Source organism: Pseudomonas ficuserectae (genome assembly GCF_024584585.1).
Taxonomy (GTDB): Bacteria; Pseudomonadota; Gammaproteobacteria; order Pseudomonadales; family Pseudomonadaceae; genus Aquipseudomonas; species Aquipseudomonas amygdali.
The window spans coordinates 3,704,093-3,723,283 of record NZ_CP085684.1 but is presented as its reverse complement, the minus strand read 5'-3'; the positions used below and the strand labels follow the sequence as shown (position 1 = coordinate 3,723,283).

At 58.9% G+C, this 19,191-nt stretch carries 14 protein-coding genes and 2 pseudogenes; 6 read left to right on the top strand and 10 right to left on the bottom strand.

What is annotated here, in order from left to right; all coding sequences use genetic code 11:
• Positions 1–97 precede the first annotated feature (97 nt).
• The 4 genes from LJU29_RS16280 to pncA form a co-directional block, all read right to left on the bottom strand.
• Positions 98–1,495: a sensor histidine kinase gene (locus LJU29_RS16280; protein WP_016981055.1), complete on the bottom strand. Its 1,398-nt coding sequence runs from the start codon at positions 1,493–1,495 to the stop codon at positions 98–100.
• Complete coding sequence (locus tag LJU29_RS16275) at positions 1,473–2,156, bottom strand: response regulator transcription factor (protein WP_004661386.1); 684 nt, start codon at positions 2,154–2,156, stop codon at positions 1,473–1,475. The genes LJU29_RS16280 and LJU29_RS16275 overlap by 23 nt, the downstream gene beginning before the upstream one ends.
• Before the next feature lie 86 nt (positions 2,157–2,242).
• Positions 2,243–3,181 (bottom strand): formate/nitrite transporter family protein, encoded by a 939-nt coding sequence (locus LJU29_RS16270; RefSeq protein WP_257110940.1) that lies wholly within the window; start codon positions 3,179–3,181, stop codon positions 2,243–2,245.
• 140 nt (positions 3,182–3,321) lie between these two features.
• On the bottom strand, positions 3,322–3,966 hold the full coding sequence (gene pncA, locus LJU29_RS16265; protein WP_122322905.1) for a bifunctional nicotinamidase/pyrazinamidase: 645 nt from the start codon (positions 3,964–3,966) through the stop codon (positions 3,322–3,324).
• A gap of 192 nt (positions 3,967–4,158) precedes the next feature.
• Between pncA and LJU29_RS16260 the strand changes: the two genes are divergently transcribed.
• Positions 4,159–6,285 (top strand): TonB-dependent siderophore receptor, encoded by a 2,127-nt coding sequence (locus LJU29_RS16260; protein ID WP_257110939.1) that lies wholly within the window; start codon positions 4,159–4,161, stop codon positions 6,283–6,285.
• A gap of 97 nt (positions 6,286–6,382) precedes the next feature.
• Here LJU29_RS16260 and LJU29_RS16255 read toward each other — a convergent pair whose 3' ends face one another.
• From LJU29_RS16255 to LJU29_RS16235, 5 genes and pseudogenes are all read right to left on the bottom strand, one after another.
• Positions 6,383–7,633 carry a cellulase family glycosylhydrolase gene (locus tag LJU29_RS16255; protein ID WP_257110938.1) on the bottom strand — a complete coding sequence of 417 codons (1,251 nt, stop codon included), beginning with the start codon at positions 7,631–7,633 and terminating at the stop codon, positions 6,383–6,385.
• Positions 7,634–7,934: 301 nt separating this feature from the next.
• On the bottom strand, positions 7,935–8,891 hold the full coding sequence (locus tag LJU29_RS16250) for a D-2-hydroxyacid dehydrogenase family protein (RefSeq protein WP_054996528.1): 957 nt from the start codon (positions 8,889–8,891) through the stop codon (positions 7,935–7,937).
• Positions 8,892–8,931: 40 nt separating this feature from the next.
• Positions 8,932–9,585, bottom strand: coding sequence for a DUF1345 domain-containing protein (locus LJU29_RS16245; RefSeq protein ID WP_054996527.1), 654 nt, complete (start codon positions 9,583–9,585; stop codon positions 8,932–8,934).
• A 147-nt stretch (positions 9,586–9,732) separates the two neighbouring features.
• Positions 9,733–11,085: pseudogene (gudD, locus tag LJU29_RS16240) on the bottom strand (glucarate dehydratase).
• A gap of 51 nt (positions 11,086–11,136) precedes the next feature.
• Positions 11,137–12,462 (bottom strand): MFS transporter, encoded by a 1,326-nt coding sequence (locus LJU29_RS16235; protein ID WP_005745896.1) that lies wholly within the window; start codon positions 12,460–12,462, stop codon positions 11,137–11,139.
• 469 nt (positions 12,463–12,931) lie between these two features.
• Between LJU29_RS16235 and LJU29_RS16230 the strand changes: the two genes are divergently transcribed.
• Entirely contained in the window at positions 12,932–13,645 is a 714-nt protein-coding gene (locus LJU29_RS16230; protein ID WP_002553932.1) for a FadR/GntR family transcriptional regulator, read from the top strand.
• A gap of 13 nt (positions 13,646–13,658) precedes the next feature.
• On the opposite strand, the gene LJU29_RS16225 is transcribed toward LJU29_RS16230, so the two are convergent.
• On the bottom strand, positions 13,659–14,750 hold the full coding sequence (locus tag LJU29_RS16225; RefSeq protein WP_044293864.1) for an alpha/beta hydrolase: 1,092 nt from the start codon (positions 14,748–14,750) through the stop codon (positions 13,659–13,661).
• A gap of 228 nt (positions 14,751–14,978) precedes the next feature.
• Between LJU29_RS16225 and LJU29_RS16220 the strand changes: the two genes are divergently transcribed.
• The 4 genes and pseudogenes from LJU29_RS16220 (at position 14,979) to LJU29_RS29680 (ending at position 19,127) form a co-directional block, all read left to right on the top strand.
• Positions 14,979–16,070, top strand: coding sequence for a sugar diacid recognition domain-containing protein (locus LJU29_RS16220; protein WP_057405167.1), 1,092 nt, complete (start codon positions 14,979–14,981; stop codon positions 16,068–16,070).
• A 111-nt stretch (positions 16,071–16,181) separates the two neighbouring features.
• Entirely contained in the window at positions 16,182–17,321 is a 1,140-nt protein-coding gene (locus LJU29_RS16215) for a glycerate kinase (RefSeq protein WP_257110937.1), read from the top strand.
• Between the two features lie 180 nt (positions 17,322–17,501).
• Positions 17,502–18,272: pseudogene (locus LJU29_RS29685) on the top strand (MCP four helix bundle domain-containing protein); the annotation flags it as partial.
• Complete coding sequence (locus tag LJU29_RS29680) at positions 18,261–19,127, top strand: methyl-accepting chemotaxis protein (protein WP_371321916.1); 867 nt, start codon at positions 18,261–18,263, stop codon at positions 19,125–19,127. The pseudogene LJU29_RS29685 and the gene LJU29_RS29680, both read left to right, overlap by 12 nt.
• Positions 19,128–19,191 lie beyond the last annotated feature (64 nt).

Genomic DNA, 19,191 nt, shown 5'->3' with positions numbered 1-19,191 from the left:
GATAACTATCGAAAGCTCTGGAACCACCGACCCAGACGCTTCAAGCTCGTCAAAAAGCAGGCACGTAGTGTTTTGCGCAGGGGATCGCGATTGAATCTCAGGCCAGAGTGTTTACGGTGCGACATTCCAGCAACAAGCTTGCGCCGCCGTATTCGCTGATGCCTATTTGCAGCGTAAAACCATGCAGATTGACGATAGCGGCGACTACGGAGAGACCGAGCCCGAAGCCGCTCTGTTCAGTGCCGGTTTCGCTGCGATAGAAGCGCTGGAAGACGGCTGCGCGCTCGGCGACGGGGATGCCGGGCCCAGAGTCCTGTACTTCAATGCACGGCGTGATGCCGTCGCTGGAGGGGTAGGCGCTGATTTTTACAATCCCGCCGGAAGGGGTGAACTTGATTGCATTTCCCAGCAGGTTGGTCAGCGCTTCAAACAGCAGCGCTCGGTCGCCTACCAGCGTGGGTAATGTGTCGTGCAGGTCCAGCAGCAGGGTGATCTGGTCTTCTTCGGCCAGTGGCAGGTAGAAATCATGCAGTTCCTGCAGCAGTGGTTGCAGCTCGAGCTCAACGAACGCCGAACGTCGCTGGCGGTCTTCCAGTTCCGAAATGCGCAGCAGCCCACGGAAACGCGCCATCAGCGTGTCTGCTTCACTGATGACCTGGGCAATCTGGGTGGAATGGGGCGAATCGTGTGCTGATTGCTGCTGAATGCGATAAAGCTGGGCGCGCAGCCGGGTCAGTGGCGTGCGCAGGTCATGGGCGATATTGTCGCAGACGCCCTTGACCTCGTTCATGAGCTTTTCGATACGGTCGAGCATGGCGTTGACGATCACCGCCAGCATGTCCAGCTCATCACGTCTGTTCGAGACCGGCAGTCGGCCAGCCATGTCGCCGGCGATGATTGATTCGGCGCTGGCCTGAATGGCGCGTATGCGGCGCAACGGGCGGCGGCGCAGCAAATGCCAGCCGGCGACCCCGGGAATAATGGTCAGAGAGATGCCCCACAGCAAGGCATGCAGGATCAGAGTGCTGACGGCAAGCAACGAGCCATTCTCGCGCACCAGTACCAGCCAGCGCCCGTCGGACGTTCGGTTGACTATCGCATCACAGCTGCCTTGCGGCAGGCCCGGGTCATCCGATTCGATGCAGTCGCTCAGTACATGGATCTGGCCGTCGATGGGCAGATTTTTCGGCACACGGGTGATGGGGCCTGCCACGGGACGAAAGTTTCGGTCGAACAGGCCATAGGCGTCCACTGCGCGCGTATCGAAGGTCATGCTGGTGGCCAGAGCATCAACTAGGGCCTGGCCTTCAAAGCGCGAAAACAGCTGCTGGCGGTGAGTGAGTGACTGGCGAGCGAGGTTGTCCAGGTAGGAGTTGACCTCCCAGTAGAGGACGCCCAGCAGCATCACGCTCCAGGCGACAAACAGGGAACTGTATAGCGCCAGTAATCGGCTTGTTGAAGATCGCCAGCCCTTAGACGGGTTCGGCAATAACATAACCTGAACCTCGCACGGTCTGGATCAGCTGTGCGGTGCCAGGTTGGTCTATCTTCTTGCGCAGACGGCCAATGTGCACGTCGATCAGGTTGGTGCCCGGATCAAAGTGATAGCCCCAGACTTCCTGGAAAATCATCATGCGGGTGATGATCTGGCCGCTGTTACGCATCAGGAATTCCAGCAGCTTGAACTCGGTGGGCAGCAGGGTCAGCGGCTCACCGCCACGGCAGGCTTCGCGGCTGATCAGGTTCAGTTCCAGATCAGCGACCTGTAGCACTGTCTTGCCCGCGCTGACCGGGTTGCTGCGGCGCAGGAGCACTTCGACACGCGCCGCCATTTCGTCGGAAGCAAACGGTTTGGGCAGATAATCATCCCCACCTGCACGCAGCCCGCGCACCCGCTCGTCCACGTCGGAAAGAGCGCTGATCATCAGGATTGGCGTGGATATACCCTGGGCGCGCAGATGGGTGACGATGGTCAGACCATCCATCTCCGGAAGCATGCGGTCCAGAGTAATCAAGTCATAGTCGCCGCTCACTGCACGTGCAAGACCGTCACGGCCGTTGTCCACCCAGTCCACTTCCAGTCCGTGGTTGCTGAGTTCGGTCACGATTTCCTTTGCTGTGATGGCATCATCTTCGATTGCCAGAATTCGGGTCATGGTCCCTGCCTGAATAAGTGCGTTCAAAAACTCATTCTGCCTTTAAAAGCCACTGCGCTTCCTGAAAGAAAGTTTAATGATAGGGATCATATGTCATTCTGCATGCTGATATCGGCGTCCTTGAGCTTTTGCTGCTGCTTTTCCCGGCGGCTTTTTTCTGCCTTTTCCTGACGATCGCGTTCCAGTTTGGCGGTCGTGTCTTTTTCGCTGCGGATCTGTGCATGGCTGATCAAGGCAAAGATAAAGCTGCCACCAATGATATTGCCTGCCAATGTAGGACCGGCAAAGGTAAACCAGAAATCCTTCCAGCCCAGCTCTCCGGCAAATACCAGATAGGACACTTCGGCCGAGCCCACGACAATGTGCGTGAAGTCGCCGAGCGCCATCAGGTAAGTGATCAGAATGATGATGGCGATCTTGGCATTTTCCATGGATGCAATCATCCAGACCATGGTTGCGATCATCCAGCCGGACACGATGCCCTTGGAAAACATCTGACTGACGTCGTTTTCCATGACCTTGTGGCCAATCTCCAGAAATGCCTTGTCTGTACTGGTGTCGAAAATCGGCAGATTGAGCATGACATACGCCACCAGCAGCGTTCCTGCGAGGTTGCCCGCCAATACCACACCCCAGAGCCGAAACAATCGACCGATGTTGGCCAGGTTCAATTTGCTCATGATCGGCAGCACGGCGGTAATAGTGTTTTCAGTGAACAATTGCTGGCGCGCCAGGATGACCGCGAGAAACCCGGCCGAATAGCCAAGGCTGCTGATGACGTGACTGCCGGGTATGCCTTCCAGCCGCGACTTGAACAGCCCCATCGCCATCAACGACAGGCCCATCGTCAGCCCGGCTGCGAGTGCCGACCACCAGAGGGCGGCAACACTGCGCTCCAGTTCGTGATCGCCCTGAATACGGATAGTTTCGTGCAGCACCGCCGCGCGGGGCGGCTGGTTCTCATCAATCTCGCGCTCTTCCTCGGCTGACAGGCCGAGGGTCTTGCCGTCTACTTCGTGATCCATACAACATCCTCAGCGCCAGTGATGAAAGGGATCGGCACGGGCATTGCCGGTCCGATGGTTCAGACAGGCGCCGCGCGCGGTCGTTCGCTAACAGCGGGACGTATCAACGATTGTTTGCGCCGGTTGCAGGGTGCGCCCGTCTAGCCCAGCAGATCTGCGCTTTGCACGCGTTCTACACCCATGCTCAGGAGGTTCTTCCAGGCATTCTCCAGCGAGCCGTTCATGTCGATGGCGCGACAGCCATCTTCGATGACATACGTATTGAAACCGGCACTGCGTGCATCCTGAGCAGACCAGGCGACGCAGAAATCCAGCGCCAGACCGACCACGAATACCGTGTCGATGCCGCGCTCTTTCAGATACCCGGCCAGTCCTGTGCTGGTCGTGCGGTCTGCCTCCAGAAATGCCGAATAGCTGTCGATATGCGTATTGCAGCCCTTGCGCAGGATCAGTTGTGCGTGAGGCAGGTCAAGATCAGCGTGCAACTGCGCACCGTGGCTGCCTTGCACGCAATGGTCCGGCCACAGGGTTTGCGGGCCGTAGGGCAGGGTGATGCTCTCGAACGGCAGGCGCTGAGCGTGGCTTGAAGCAAACGAAATATGCCCGGCAGGATGCCAGTCCTGCGTAATGATCACTCGGGTAAAACGCGCGCCCAGACGATTGATCAACGGCAGCAACGCGTCGCCGTCAGCCACCGCCAGTTGTCCGCCGGGCATGAAGTCGTACTGCATGTCGATCACCAGCAAAGCACAACGCGGGTCGGCGGGCTTGTTGGAAAGAGGCATTGTCGGTTCTCTTGTCAGGTGCGATGAGCGCCAGTTTGCCTGTTTGTTCCCACGGTTGCGAAGTGTCATGCGCAGCATGGGCAAAAGATATTTTTGCGAATTTGTATCAGGTGTTAATACGAATCTGTACTATTCGCGAAAAATCCTGCCGGGTCCCAAGAGGCCTGGTTTCTTGCCAAGGGCTGCACGTCGATGCGTCGTACTCTCGTTTCACTTTGCGTCATTCAAGCGATCTCTCAAGCCGCCTGGGCTGACCAGGTTACTGCCGGGCAACCTTCCGTAGAGTTGCAGAATATCGACATCCAGGGCGCTGCCAATGCCGAAACGGCGCAAGGGCCGGTCGAAGGCTATCGGGCCACACGCTCCGCCAGCGCCACGCGCACCGATACCTCGCTGCATGAAACGCCACAGTCCGTCAGCGTTGTGACCCGCGACGCGGTAGAAGACATCGGTTCCACACGATTGCAGGACGCTCTGGACTACGCGGGTGGCGTGGGGCGGGCCAACAACTTCGGCGGTCAAGGGCTGACTACATTCACGGTGCGCGGTTTTACCACCGGCGAGTTCTATCGCAACGGCTTCCCGATCAATCGCGGCTATCCGAACATGCCGGATGCCAACACCATCGAGCGCCTTGAAGTGTTGCGCGGTCCGGCCACCACGCTGTACGGCCGGGGCGATCCGGGCGGCACCTTCAACGTGGTCTCCAAGCAGCCACTGGCCGAGCGCAAGGTCACGCTGGGTAGCCAGCTCAATGATCAGGGCATGAAGCGCGGCACGCTGGACGCGTCCGGTCCGCTCGATGACGAAGGGCGTTTCGCCTATCGCCTCAACGTCGTGGGCGAAGGCGGCGATACCTTTCGTGATCACGTCGAGACCGAACGCTATGGCGTGGCTCCGGTTTTGAGCTGGGAGGTCAATGACGCCACGCGCATTACCTTTGAAGGCGACTTCATGCGCAACAATGCACCGCTGGATCGTGGCCTGACGCGTTATGCCAACCAGGCGAGTACCGCCTCGCGCGATACGTTCTTCGGCGAGAAGAGCGTGGGCAAGCTGCATAACGACAACAACATGGCTCAGTTGCGCTTCGACCATGACCTCAATGCCGACTGGAAGCTGGGTGGCGGCGTCCAGCTTCTCGACGGTTCCCTGCAAGGCAATGCCATCGAGGCCAACGGCCTGGCGGCAGATGGTCGCACCCTCGGGCGCAACTTCAACTATCGCAAGCTGGAATGGACAGATCGCGATGTGCAGTTGAACCTGACCGGGCACTTTTCCGCCGGTGGTTTCGACCACACGCTGCTGACCGGGGTCGAGTATGAGGATTATGACTACAAGTCGATCATCCAGCGTTCCAGCGGCGCCGTCGGTGCCTACCCCATAGACATCTTCAACCCTGTCTATGGCCAGGCCCGGCCAGCACTTACCCGGACCACGACCCACGACAAGGAAAACCTCAAGACCTGGGCTGCCTTCGTGCAGGACCAGATGGCGTTGACCGAGCGCCTGAAGCTATTGGGCGGCGTGCGTCTGGAACGTTTTGAACATGACTACGATTCCTTTCTGCCCGGCACCAGCAGTTGGACCGCCAGCGATAATGCCGTCACACCGCGTGTGGGCCTGAGCTACGACCTGACCGACACCATCGCTGTCTACGCCAATACCGCACGTTCATTCAAACCCAACAGCGGCGCGAGCCGGCTGGGTGGCGGCTTCAAGCCGGAAGAGGGCAAGTCTTACGAAATCGGCACCAAGTGGGAAGCGCTGGAAGGCCAGTTGAGTGTTGATGCGGCGATCTACCAGATCGAGAAGCGTAACGTGCTGACCACCGACCCGGTTGATTCCACATTCAGTGTAGCGGCAGGCGAAGTGCGCAGCCGTGGGCTGGACCTCAACGTGGTCGGCAACCTGACGCCCGAGTGGCGGATGATGGGCAGCTACGCTTACGTCGACGCCGAAGTGACCAAGGACAACACCCTGCGCTCCGGCACGCGGTTGATGAACATCCCTGAGCAGACCTTCAGCCTGCTCAACGTCTACGAGTTTCAGGAGGGTGCCTTGCGCGGCCTGGGTCTGGGCGGCGGCGGTCGTTATGTCGACCAGCGCGCCGGGCGCACCGCCAATGTCGCCTTTTCGATGGACAGCTACACCGTGTTCGACCTGCTGGCCTACTACAAGGTCAACCAGCACGTGAAGCTCAACCTGGACCTGAAGAACGTCTTCGATACCGAGTATGAGGAAGGTGCGTTTGGCAACGTCTATGCGTATCCGGGGGCGCCGCGGACGGTGCAGGTGGGGATTGCTTATACGTTGTGATGGTGCAGGTACCTGAGATGCAAAGCCTGACCCTTTGAGGGGCAGGTTCAGCAGCGTGTGTCATGGATACCGGACCCTGATCACGCGCCGTATTGAATCATAAGAACTGATCTGACTTTGAAAAGCCGGCACGGCGGCGTAGTTTGCCATCCTGGAACTGGTCCTTGCCAGGTAGAATGTCCGCTCCGGCTGCTTTGAGAGCGGTCATATTATCCTGCAAGGCTTTGGTGGCTTCGTCCTTTTGCTGGAGCGTGTTTCCTACCAGAAATTTGGCGTTACCCACTTCGCCAATCTGGAATTTATAACCAGCCTCTCGCAGTGCCTTGATCTGTTTTCCGAGCCTGGAAGAGGCTTCGCTTTCCCTGGCGTACACATGAAAACTGCCAATCAGGGCAGGGTTGCCTTCGCCATTGGCGGCCTTTAATTGATCGGCAAACTTGACCAGGCCGCTTTGCGGGCCAGCAGTCAGGCCGCCCCCCCAGTTGCTGTCCTCGACAACAAAAGTTCCTTTATAGCCGGAATTGCGCGCGGCTTTAATTAATGTGGTCTGCATGTCAGCCCAGTCCTGACTGGCGCTTTTGCCGCCCTGATTGAAAGTGTCCAGTACGAAACTGGTACGACTGCCAAACTTTTTGACCACATTACTGATGTCGGCCGAGGCCTGCTTCAACTTTTCTCCGGTCAGCACGTTTCCGCCACCCTGGTTCGCATTGTCGCGAAAGGTGAACTGAACTTTCACACCCTGTTTGTCTCCTTCGCTAAGCAATGCCCTGAGCTTATCCATCTGCCTGGCGTCCTTGATCTGATCATGCGTCATCTGGAAGCGTAAGGTCCCGCCTCCAATCGTTTTCAGGTCCTGAATCATCTTCGTGGCAGCAGCAGGTGTGGCGATGTCATCAGGATTGGCGTTGGCTCCCCCGCGCGAGACTTTCTCGGCGATTTTGACAGGCTCTGCAGAGGCGACCTTGTCTTTGTCTGTGACTTTCGTTTCTGGCGCGGAAGGGGTTGCGTTGTCTTTGACAGCGGCCACTTCGTCGCGCAGAGCCTTGGTATCGCCCTGAGTGGCAAGCGTCTGTTGACTGGCAAGCAATGCCATATCCGACGGGGATGCTTCGCTCTCCAGTGACCGAGCATTTCGACTGAGCATGGTTCTCGTGTAGACCGGAAAAGCTTCCTGTGCCTCGGCGGAGCGGCTGTCAGAGGCGGTGTAGGTGTCGAGCTTCGCCTGCGTATCCGGATTCGCTTCAGTAACGCCAGCGTCCACGGCCCGCGTGGTTCTGTATGCCGTTGCAGGCTTTTCACTGGTGGCCTTGAGGGGGTCATAGGACCTGTCTGAGCGAATATTCATCGAATGTCTCTGTAGGACCCGTGCGACAAGTGGCTGCGCCCTGCGAAACAGGAGAATAAGTCGCCAGGCCAGCTATAACTTAGTGGATTGCAGTATTCATATAACGGGGAGGGAAACTTAAGATGACGCTTTTATTAACGTTTTTCTTTTTCTGTTCTTCCTTGAAATATGGCTTCCTAGCGTAATCCTGTTTTGAGCGTTATCTGTTAGCGGAGCAGGGTCGCATAAACAGGGTTTTTAGAGCAACAAAAAGTCTGAGTGACTGAGCCGACAGATTACCGTTTTGACGGCGTACAACGTGTCAGCCAAGCAGCCGAATCGGCGAGCCCGCATGCCAGGCCTGAATGTCTTCGATCATCTGCCCATAAAAGGTCCGGTAGTTGTTTTCGGTGACGTACCCGATATGCGGTGTTGCCAACACGTTGTCCAGCGTGCGGAACGGGTGATCGGCCGGCAGCGGTTCGATGTCGAACACGTCGAGTGCGGCGCCTGCGATGTTGCGCTGTTGCAGTGTTTCAAGCAGCGCAGTCTGATCGATGATCGGGCCGCGTGACGAGTTGATCAGGTAGGCGCTCGGTTTCATCCAGCCCAGTGCCTCTGCGTCCACCAGGCCACGGCTGCGGTCGCTGAGTACCAGGTGCACCGAGAGCACGTCCGCCTGTTCGAACAATTGCTGTTTGCTGACGTACGTGACGTCCGATTCGACAGCGGCTTCGGGTGTCAGATTCTGGCTCCAGGCAATGACCTGCATGCCGAACGCCTGACCGTAGCGGGCAATCCATTTGCCGATACTGCCCAGCCCGAGAATGCCCAGGGTCTTGCCGTGCAGGTCGCTGCCCAGCCCGACCTGCCAGTTGCCCGCGCGCAAAGAGTTGGCCTCGGCCACCAGATTGCGGGTGATGCCCATGATCAGCGCCCAGGTCAGTTCCGGTGCCGCGTGTTTATAGCTTTCTGTTCCGCACACCACAATGCCGTGCCGCTTGGCCGCAGGGATATCAATCGCCGCATTGCGCATGCCGCCTGTGACCAGCAATTTGAGCGCAGGCAGTTGGCTGAGCAGTGCCTCATCGAACAGGGTTCGCTCACGCATCAGGCAAATGATGTCGAAGCCTTGCAGGCGTTGCGCCATGGTTGCGGTGTCGGCCGGGAAGTCGTGCAGAAAGCTGATGTCGCCCACTGAGTCGAGCACCGACCAGTCCACCACATCGCTGGCTATGTTTTGCCAATCATCGAGCACTGCGATTTTCAACGGGGTCATTGTCTGAAGGCCTCTTGACGGGTTTGTATGAAACCGAGCACTAATTGAACAGGCTGGCAGCGATATTAATCGAAAAGCCCAGAATCGCGGTGTTGAACACAAAGCAGATCAACGACTGACCAAGCACAACCTTGCGCATTTCGCGGGTCGCGACGCCGACGTCGGAGGTCTGTACCGCAACGCTGAGGGTGAACGAAAAGTACAGAAAGTCCCAGTAGTCGGGGTGCTTTTCTCCGCCGACAAACGCCAGCGCGGGCTCCTTGCCTTTCCAAGTATAGAACATGCGTGCGTAATGCAGGCTGAAGATCACTCCGATCATCAGCCAGGAACCAATGACGGTAAGACCGGTAAAGGCGTGATGGAGCATTTTGGCGTCGCTGGACAGGCCCTTGCTGCTCGCGACTTCGAAGATGATCGCCGCCAGACTCGCCAGTGCCGCCACGCAGACCGTTACCAGAATGACGCCCGCGTTTTCGTCTTCCATCATCGCGACTCGGCGGACATCGTCAGCATTGCTGCGCAGTGTGCGAACGAAAATAAGGATCAGATACAGCCATACGCCTGTGTCCCAGCCGGTCAGCAGGCTCTGAGTGAGTGTTGCGTGGGGGATCAGCCAGGACCAGGCAATGCCGGCGGTGAGGCCAACCAAAGCTGCGAGCGTCAGGCGAGGGCGGGTGCGGGCAAGATGGCGCATGCGGTCTAGTCGTTACAGGAGATTACGAGACAGTAGCATGCCCATTTTGCATGCCAAGCCGGATTTGAAAAAAACGGCGCGCAAGGGGGGTGCGCGCCGTGTGCCAGCCAGATTGTCAGCAGGCGGCGAGTGTTTTTTTAAGCTGGCTCAACGCACCAGGCAGGGCTGCTTGTTGTTGAATTTCCAGTCCGGGATCAGAAACTGCATGGCCACTGCGTCATTGCGTGCGCCCAGGCCCATGCCTTTGTAGAGTTCGTGAGCCTTGGCCAGCTGGTCCATGTCCAGCTCGACGCCCAGCCCCGCCTGCTTGGGCACATCGACCTTGCCGCCGATAATCTGCAACGGGGCCTTGGTCAGGCGCTGGCCGTCCTGCCAGATCCAGTGGGTATCAATCGCCGTGATGTTGCCCGGTGCCGCAGCGGCAACGTGGGTGAACATCGCCAGAGAAATATCGAAATGGTTGTTGGAATGCGAGCCTCAGGTCAGACCCCACTCGTTGCACATCTGCGCCACACGTACCGAGCCCTGCATGGTCCAGAAGTGCGGATCAGCCAGTGGAATGTCCACCGATTGCAGTTGAATGGCATGGCCCATTTCCCGCCAGTCGGTGGCGATCATGTTGGTGGCAGTCTTCAGGCCGGTGGCGCGGCGGAACTCGGCCATCACTTCACGACCGGAATAACCGTTTTCCGCGCCGCATGGGTCCTCCGCATACGCCAGCACGTGATGCTGATCGCGGCATAGGCGGATGGCTTCCTTGAGCGACCAGGCTCCGTTGGGGTCAAGGGTAATACGCGCATCGGGAAAACGCTCAGCCAGCGCCGTGACAGCTTCGATCTCTGCGTCACCGCTCTGTACGCCGCCCTTGAGCTTGAAGTCCTGAAAGCCGTAACGCTGGTGCGCAGCTTCAGCCAGACGGACCACCGCCTGCGGAGTCAGCGCTTCTTCATGACGAATGCGGAACCAGTCATTATCGGCGTCGGGCTCGCTGCGGTAGGCCAGGTCGGTTTTGCGCTGGTCGCCGACATAAAACAGGTAGCCGAGCATCTCGACCTGATCACGTTGCTGACCTTCGCCCAGCAATGCAGCAACCGGTACGTCCAGGTGCTGACCAAGCAGGTCGAGCAGGGCGGCTTCCAGCGCGGTGACAGCGTGAATGGCAATGCGCAGGTCGAAGGTCTGCAGGCCGCGGCCGCCCGAATCGCGATCGTCGAAGGCTTTGCGTGCCTCATTGAGGATCTTCTGGTAAGTGCCGATGCTGCTGCCCACCACCAGCGAGCGTGCGTCTTCCAGCGTCTGGCGGATCAACTCGCCACCCGGCACTTCGCCGACGCCGACATGCCCGGCATTGTCCTTGAGTATCACGATATTGCGGGTGAAGTAAGGGCCATGTGCGCCGCTGAGGTTGAGCAGCATGTCGTCATAGCCAGCCACTGGCACTACTTGCATCTCGGTAATGACAGGGGCCTTGCTGGTGATGTTGGCTTGTTGAATGTTCATAGCTGATCCCGTAAAAAATATGGCCTGTAATGGCGTCGCTTCGAACCTGCATCAATGCGTGGCCGGGGTATGGATGGCGGCTACCGGCGTCGCGCCTGGCTTGGGCGTATTGCGCGCAGCGAAGACGATGATTGCGGCAATGATCGATGTGACCGTCAGACCATACAGCCCGCCCTGGATCGAGCCGGTGTGCTCTTCCAGCAAGCCGAAAGTGGTCGGCGCCACGAAGCCACCCAGGTTGCCCACCGAGTTGATCAACGCAATGACCGCTGCGGCGATACGTGCATCCAGATACGCTTGCGGGATGGGCCAGAACAGCGACGAAGCCGACTTGAAACCCAGTGCTGCAAAGCAGATGGCAACGAAGGCGAAGATCGGGCTGCCAGTGGTGGACATGAACATCCCGGCAGCGGCAATCAGCAGCGCAATCGCTACCCACGCCTGCTGGCGCTTCCACTTGGCGGACAGCGTGGCGAAAGCGTACATGCCGATGATCGACAGCAGCCATGGAATGGAGTTGAACATGCCGACTTCAAAGTCAGTCAGGCTGCCCATTTTGCGGATGATGCTCGGTAGCCAGAAGGTCGCTGCGTAGATGGTCAACTGAATGAAGAAGTAGATCAGGCAGAACAGAATGATCTGGCTGTCCTTGAGCAACTTGCCGATGGAGGCTTTGACTGGCGTCGCCGCTTCGCGGGCAGCCTGTTCGGCATCGATGGCGCTGACCAACGCGTCCTGTTCTTCGCGGGTCAGCCATTTGGCGTCGTGCGGTTTGGAGTCCAGCCAGAACCAGACGAAGAAGCACAGGCCCACCGAGAACATGCCTTCGATGAAATACATCCACTGCCAGCCTTTCATTCCGAAACCGGTGATCTGCAACAGCAGGCCTGACAGTGGTCCGGAAATCAGCGAAGCGATGGCCGAGCCGCTGAGGAAAATGGCAATTGCCTTGCCGCGCTCAACCCCGGGCAACCAGCGGGTGAAGTAGTAGATCACGCCTGGAAAGAAGCCTGCCTCGGCCACGCCCAGCAGAAAGCGCAGGATGTAGAAGTGGGTTTCGTTCTGGATGAAGGCCATGCAGGCAGCAACGATGCCCCAGGTAAGCATGATCCGCGTCAACCAGATACGTGCGCCGACTTTCTGCAGCAGGATGTTGGAAGGGACTTCGAAGAGGGCATAACCGATGAAGAACAGTCCGGCACCCAGGCCATAGGCAGCAGCACCGATACCCAGGTCATGCTCCATGTGCGAACGCACAAAGCCGATGTTCACCCGGTCGATGTAGTTGACGATAAACATGATGACGAAAAGCGGCAGGACGTGACGTTTGACCTTCGATACGGCTGAACTCAGAACCGAATCAGTGCCGTCGGCCATCCTGGAATTGGATGTGCTCACAGTTGAATCTCCCACTCGTTGTTTTTATGCGGGTATGTGCGAAGTGTGTCCCTCGCATTGTCGGTCATCATACAAGTAAAAAAGGCTTGTGCAATCCCCTGATGCTGATGATTTGGACGATTGGGAAAGTTTTTCTGGGTGCAGGTACATGCGCAGGGCACGTCAGTATGACGATGTTAATTTAATATTTTTACCCATTGATTGCTGGGTATTAGCCTTTTTTATGAGTCGGGTATGACCTATTCACGGGCCGTTTCTTTCAAGCTGTGCTGTTGAAAAAAACGCTTCGAGGTTAATCAAGAGCTTTGACAGTGACAGATAGCTTGTAATACAAGTAAGACAACCGCGCAGGCCGATGCCACCGGCCTTTTTGCGCACTCAACCTAACATTCGCGCAGTTATGACCGTGATACGGCAGCCCAACCAGACAAGTCAGGATTCATTCGCCATGCAAGAGCCTGTCAGCGCAGCGCCCAAACGTCGTCAGCACAGCCTGGCCACCGATCTGGTCACCGAACTGAGCCAGCGTATTTTGCTGGGCAAAATCGCACCCGGTCAGAAGCTGCCTTCCGAAAACCAGATCGTTCGTGAGCACGGCGTCAGTCGCACTGTCGTGCGCGAGGCCATTTCCAAGTTGCAGGCGTCAGGGCTGGTGGTGACCCACCACGGCATCGGTACGTTTGTGCTGGAGCGCAGTGACCAGACCGGCCTGCGTCTGAAGGTTGAAACCGTTTCACGGGTGCGCGATATCATCGAACTGCGTATTGGCCTGGAGACCCAGGCCGTCGCGCTGGCCGCTGTGCGCCGCACCGATGAGCAACTGGCGGCCATGCGTCAGGCACTGGACGATTATCAGGACCTGCTGGCCAATGACGACAGCTGTGTGGAGGCCGATAAACGCTTTCACATGCTCATCGCCGAAGCCACCGGCAACCCGTATTTCATGGAAATCATGCAGCACCTGGGCAGCGCGATCATTCCGCGTAGCCGCATTGCGTCAAGCGAGCGGGCGGGCAATAACCTCGCGCATCAAGGCTATCTGGCCAACCTTGAACACGAAGCACTGCTCAGCGCTATTCGCCGCAAGGACCCGGATGCAGCGCGTGCGGCGATGTGGACGCACCTGAGCAACAGCCGTGAGCGACTGGTGCCGCTGGAGTAAGAGCCTTTGAGTTTTACTGTGTTGCATTCAGCACGCCGAGCATCACTTGGGTTTGCCACTCGAAATACGGGTTGAAGGTCAGGCGTGCGTGGATCTTGCCCGGTTCGGTATAGCCCCAGTCCGAATACCACACCGGCTCGCCCGCCATGCATTTCGCGGTGTCCGGTGTGCTCTGGCCGTTCCAGCAGATGCGCTGGCTACCGGATACGCCATAAAGCGGGTTATCCGCTGAAAAAAGCAGGCCCATGTGGGAAAAGCGGCTGATGCGGTATTCCGGCAGGTAGTCCTTGCGCACCTCGACGCGCGGCGTATTGGCAGCGCGGGCGGGCAGGTCGCCGTACCAGATCAGGCGACTGGCGGGGTTACTGAAGCGCTGGCTGAAATTGTCCAGCACGTAATCAGTGTCGAGTACCGAGTCGTGCTCGGCGATGGCGATGAACACCGGCTTGTCATAGCGACGTTGATGCAGGCGGTCCTGAGCCAGCGCGCTGCTGCGATAGAACTGGGCGAAACCGTTGGTGGGCATGTTCATGTAACGAACCGGCGTCTGCATCGGGCGCAGGCCGTCGTTGGGGGCGGCAAGCCACGGCCTGGCCCAGCCGATCCACGGGGTCAGCCAGGCATAGCCGCTGTTGGAACGAAATGCCGGCGAGAACAACACCAGCCCGGCAATTTCTTCGTGGTCATAGGCGTAATCGAGCACCAGATTGGCCCCGGTTGAAAAGCCCCCCAGATAGACTTTCGGCACCTCGCGGCTCAGCTGTTGCGTTTGCTCTCGCACCACCTGCTGCCACTGCTCCAGACGCACATCAAGCATGTCTTCGGGCCTGGTGCCATGCCCCGGCAGCAGCACAGTCCTGACCAGATAGCCCTGAGCGGCGAGTTTCTGTGCCACATCATTGAAGGACCACGCTGAGTCACCCAGCCCGTGCACCAGCAGAACGCCGCCTTTAGGCGTTCCAGTCGGGGTCCATTGGCGCGGCGCGTTCCAGCCCAGTTCGGCCTCATGGTCGGCGGTCTGGAAGTTGCGGTGCTTGCGGATCAGTTCAATGGTTTGCTGACGGTAGTCTTCAAAACGCTGCGTCGGTGCTTCGCTTTCCGCCATTGAGGTGCAGGCTTGCAGGGTCAATAGCGACAGCAGACTGGCGAGTCGGGATTTGATCAAAAGGGGGCCTGTGCACGTGTGTGGAAATTCAAAAGGTCGACGCGGGCACTCTGCCATGTACGTCGCGCCGGTGACCACTTTCAGGCACACTCGGGCGTTCTATAACTTCAACAAAATGTATCCATATGCCTAACCATTGCAAGCCTCGCCACGTGTCTGGAGCTTTTCATGTTCGCCCTTGATCGGGCGCTGGCCCAAGACATCGTCGACCGGGCCATGGCCATTCTGCCCTACAACGTCAATGTCATGGACTACCTGGGCATCATCATCGGCAGTGGCGACCCCGAGCGCTTGTGTACCCGTCATGAGGGCGCGCAGCGGGTGCTGGCCAACCGGCAGGTGGTGGAAATTGATTCGCAGGCTGCGTTGCAGCTCGGTGGCGTCAAGCCGGGGGTCAATCTGCCGCTGATGCTCGATCATCAGTTGGTCGGCGTGCTCGGCATCACCGGCGAGCCGGACGAGGTTCGGGTGTACGGCGAGCTGGTGAAGATGACCGCCGAGATGCTTATGGAGCACCGCCGTCAGCAGGCTGACCTGCAATGGCGGGCACAGCGCAGCGAAGACCTGCTGGCGCGCCTGCTGCTGCCGGATTGCCCCGATAGCCTGGTGGATGAAGCCCGCCAGCTTGGTTTGCAGCCGCATGTGGCGCGTCAGGTGGTATTGATCCAGTTTGACCAGCAAGGGCAGGTTGCCAGCCAGGTGGCAACCTGGCTTGGCACGCGTTACGCCGACAGCTGGTGCGTGCTGCGCGAGCCCACCTTGTTGTACTGGTGCCGAGCGACGGGCAAGGAACGTGACGATGCGCTGCTGCTCAAGCAGTTCGATGAGCACCGCTGGCCGGTGCTGCGCATGGCCACCGTGGCTCAGTCTGCTGATCTGCCTGCCTTGCGTCATGCCTGTGCGGCGGCGCGGGATCTGCTCGATTACGCCAGTCAGGCTCTGCCGGGGCAACGCTTGCTGCGTCTTGAGGCGTACCGTTTGCCGGTGCTGTTCTGGCGCTACCGCCACGACTGGCTGGCTGAAGACGTCGCCGAGCCGATTGGCCGTTTGCATAACCACGTACAACTGCTTGACACCCTGTGCAAATGGTTCGAGTACAGCGGCGAAAGCCAGGCCTGCGCCGAAGCCCTGGGCATCCATCGCAACAGCCTGCGTTACCGGCTGGAGAAGATCGGCGAGCTGACCGGCTGCGATCCTTACAAGACCGATGACCTGCTGCGTCTGTATCTGGGCGCGCAGATGATCACTCGTCACGACTGAACACGGTTTTTGTTCAAATGCCCGATAACGGTTGCCGATCGTTGTGCGAAGGGCTGGCGGCAAACCTGGTGGCGGATGAGAGCATGCGAGCATCGGATATGGAGAACAACAATGAAAATAGTCATCGCCCCCGACTCGTTCAAGGACAGCCTCAGTGCACAGGCCGTTGCCGACGCCATCGCCAGTGGTCTGGCCGAGGTCTGGCCGCATGCCCAACTGATCAAATGCCCGATGGCAGATGGCGGGGAGGGCACCATCGAAGCGCTGCTGGCAGCCTGCAATGGTGAACTGATGAGCGCCCGGGTCAGCGGACCGCTGGGCGATCCGGTCCAGGCTCATTGGGGCTGGCTGGCCGAGAGCAGAACGGCAATCATCGAAATGGCCATGGCCAGCGGCTTGCAATTACTGACGCTGGCACAGCGCGACGCCTGTGTGACCAGCACAGCAGGTACGGGCCAGTTGATCTCGGCGGCACTGGATGCGGGTGCCCGTCGCGTGATTCTGGCCATCGGTGGCAGCGCAACCAACGACGGCGGCAGCGGCATGCTCTCGGCATTGGGCGCACGCTTTCTAGATGCCGACGATCAGCCCTTGCCATCGGGCGGTCTCGCGCTTGCCGATCTGGCCCGTATCGACCTGAGCGGCTTTGATCCGCGCTTGTCTGACGTGTGCGTCGAGATTGCCGCCGACGTCGATAATCCTCTGTGTGGACCGAATGGCGCCTCGCATATCTTCGGCCCGCAAAAAGGCGCATCGCCCGAGCAGGTTGTGGCGCTGGATGCCGCACTTGGGTGTTTCGCCGACCATTCGGCGCGGATCCTCGGTCTGGACCAACGCAACAGCCCTGGCAGCGGCGCGGCAGGCGGAATGGGCTTTGCTGCCAAGGCGTATCTGAATGCCTCCTTTCGCGCAGGCGTTGAGGTGGTTGCCGAGCTGACCGGGCTGGAGCAGGCGTTGACCGGGGCCGACCTGGTCATCACCGGCGAAGGCCGTTTTGATGCGCAGACCTTGCGCGGCAAGACGCCGCTTGGCGTCGCGCGCGTCGCGAAGCGCCAGCAAGTGCCAGTGATCGTGCTGGCTGGAACGCTGTGCGAAGGCTACGAGCAGCTTTACCCGCACGGCATTGGCGCGGCCTTCGCGCTGGCCAGCGGGCCGATGAGCCTTGAACAGGCCTGTCGCGATGCCAGTCGCCTGCTGCACGACCGCGCGCGTGACCTGGCGCGGCTCTGGCAAATGGCGGCAGAACGCTGAAGGCTGCCCTTCGGGCAGCGCCTTGCACAGGCTCGGTCCAGTTGGCCGATCGGCCTTTTGAGTAAAAAACCTGATTATCACCAGCAATCCTAAAGAATTGTCGGACAAGGGCGATATGCTCTCGGTTGTCTGACAACTTGGCGTCAGATACTGCCCTCCAAATACAAAAGAGCACTGGTCATGAATCTACGCACACTCACAATCGCTCGTCGTGCCGGTCTGGGTTTTACCCTGATTTCCCTGTTGGTGGCTTTACTTGGATGGTTCGCGCTGGCACAGATGTCGACCATTCGCCAGAGCGAAGTGGCAGTGGAGAGCAATTGGCTGCCCAGCATGCGAGTGGTCAACGATATCCGGGAAATCATGCTGCGTATCCGGACCATCTCCTTGCGCATGGCGCTGGACACCGACCCTGCGAGCATTCCGACCTATCGCGGGCAACTGGACGTACGTCTGGGTGATCTGGACAAGAAGCTGGGCATTCTCAAGACGTTCGTCGACACCCCTGAAGAGAAGACCCTGACTGACCAGTTCATGGTCACCATGGGTCAATACCGCAGCGCGCTGGATCGCTCTTTTGTTCTCGCCGGGCAGGGCGACAGCACCGGTCTGAACAAGCTGCTGCTGGTCGATATGAAACAGATCGTCGACGGTTCCGGCAAACAGCTCAATGATCTGGCTGATTTCTACGTCACCAAGGTGGATGCCGAAGGCAAGTCGGCCGAAGCCCAGTACGACAAATCGCGTGACATCGTCATTGTCTTTGTCGTTATCGCCGCATTGTGCACCATCGGTCTGGCGCTCTGGCTGACCCGCAGTATCGTTGGGCCGTTGCAACGTGCCGTCACTGCTGCCGAGCAGGTTGCCAACGGCGACCTGACCCATACCATCGAGGTCGACGGCGAAGACGAAGTCACCCGACTGCTGCGTGCCTTGGCAATGATGCAGGTCAATCTGCGTGAAGCCATGCGCCACATCGGCAGCTCGGCTACCCAGCTGGCGTCGGCGGCCACTGAACTCAACTCGGTCACCGAGGACAGCTATCGCGGATTGAACCAGCAGAATGCAGAGATCGATCAGGCCGCCACGGCGATCAACGAAATGACCTCGGCGGTAGAAGAAGTTGCGCGTAACGCCGTGTCCACGTCGGACGCCTCCACCCAGTCCAGCACCTCGGCACTGGCAGGCCAGACGCGGGTGATCGAGACGGTGCAGTCGATCCAGACACTGACCGACAACGTGCAGGCCACCTCGACACTGGTGCAAAACCTCGCCAATCAGTCTCAGGATATCGGCAAGGTGCTGGACGTGATCCGCTCGATTGCCGAACAGACCAACCTGCTGGCGCTCAACGCGGCCATCGAGGCGGCGCGCGCGGGCGAGTCGGGCCGCGGTTTCGCGGTAGTGGCGGATGAAGTCCGTGCGTTGGCGCATCGCACCCAGCAGTCGACGCTGGAAATCGACTCGATGGTCAATGCCATGCGCAGCGGTTCTGCGCAGGCGCTCGACTCGATGAACACCAGCCGCGACCGGGCCGATTCGACGTTGGCGCTGGCCAAGGGCGCGGGCGAGTCGTTGAGTGAGATCACATCGTCGATCAATCAGATTTCCGAGCGTAATCTGGTGATTGCCAGCGCTGCGGAAGAACAGGCGCAAGTGTCGCGTGAAGTCGACCGCAACATCGTCAACATTCGCGATCTGTCCATGCAGTCGACTCAGGGTGCCAACCAGATCAGTGCGTCGAGTCATGAATTGTCGCGTCTTGCTGCTGACCTGAATCAGGTGGTCTCACGCTTCAAGGTGTAAAACCCTACATTGATACAGGTTGTGTCCGCTTGCCGACGATCGACCGGGCGCGCATTATGCCCTC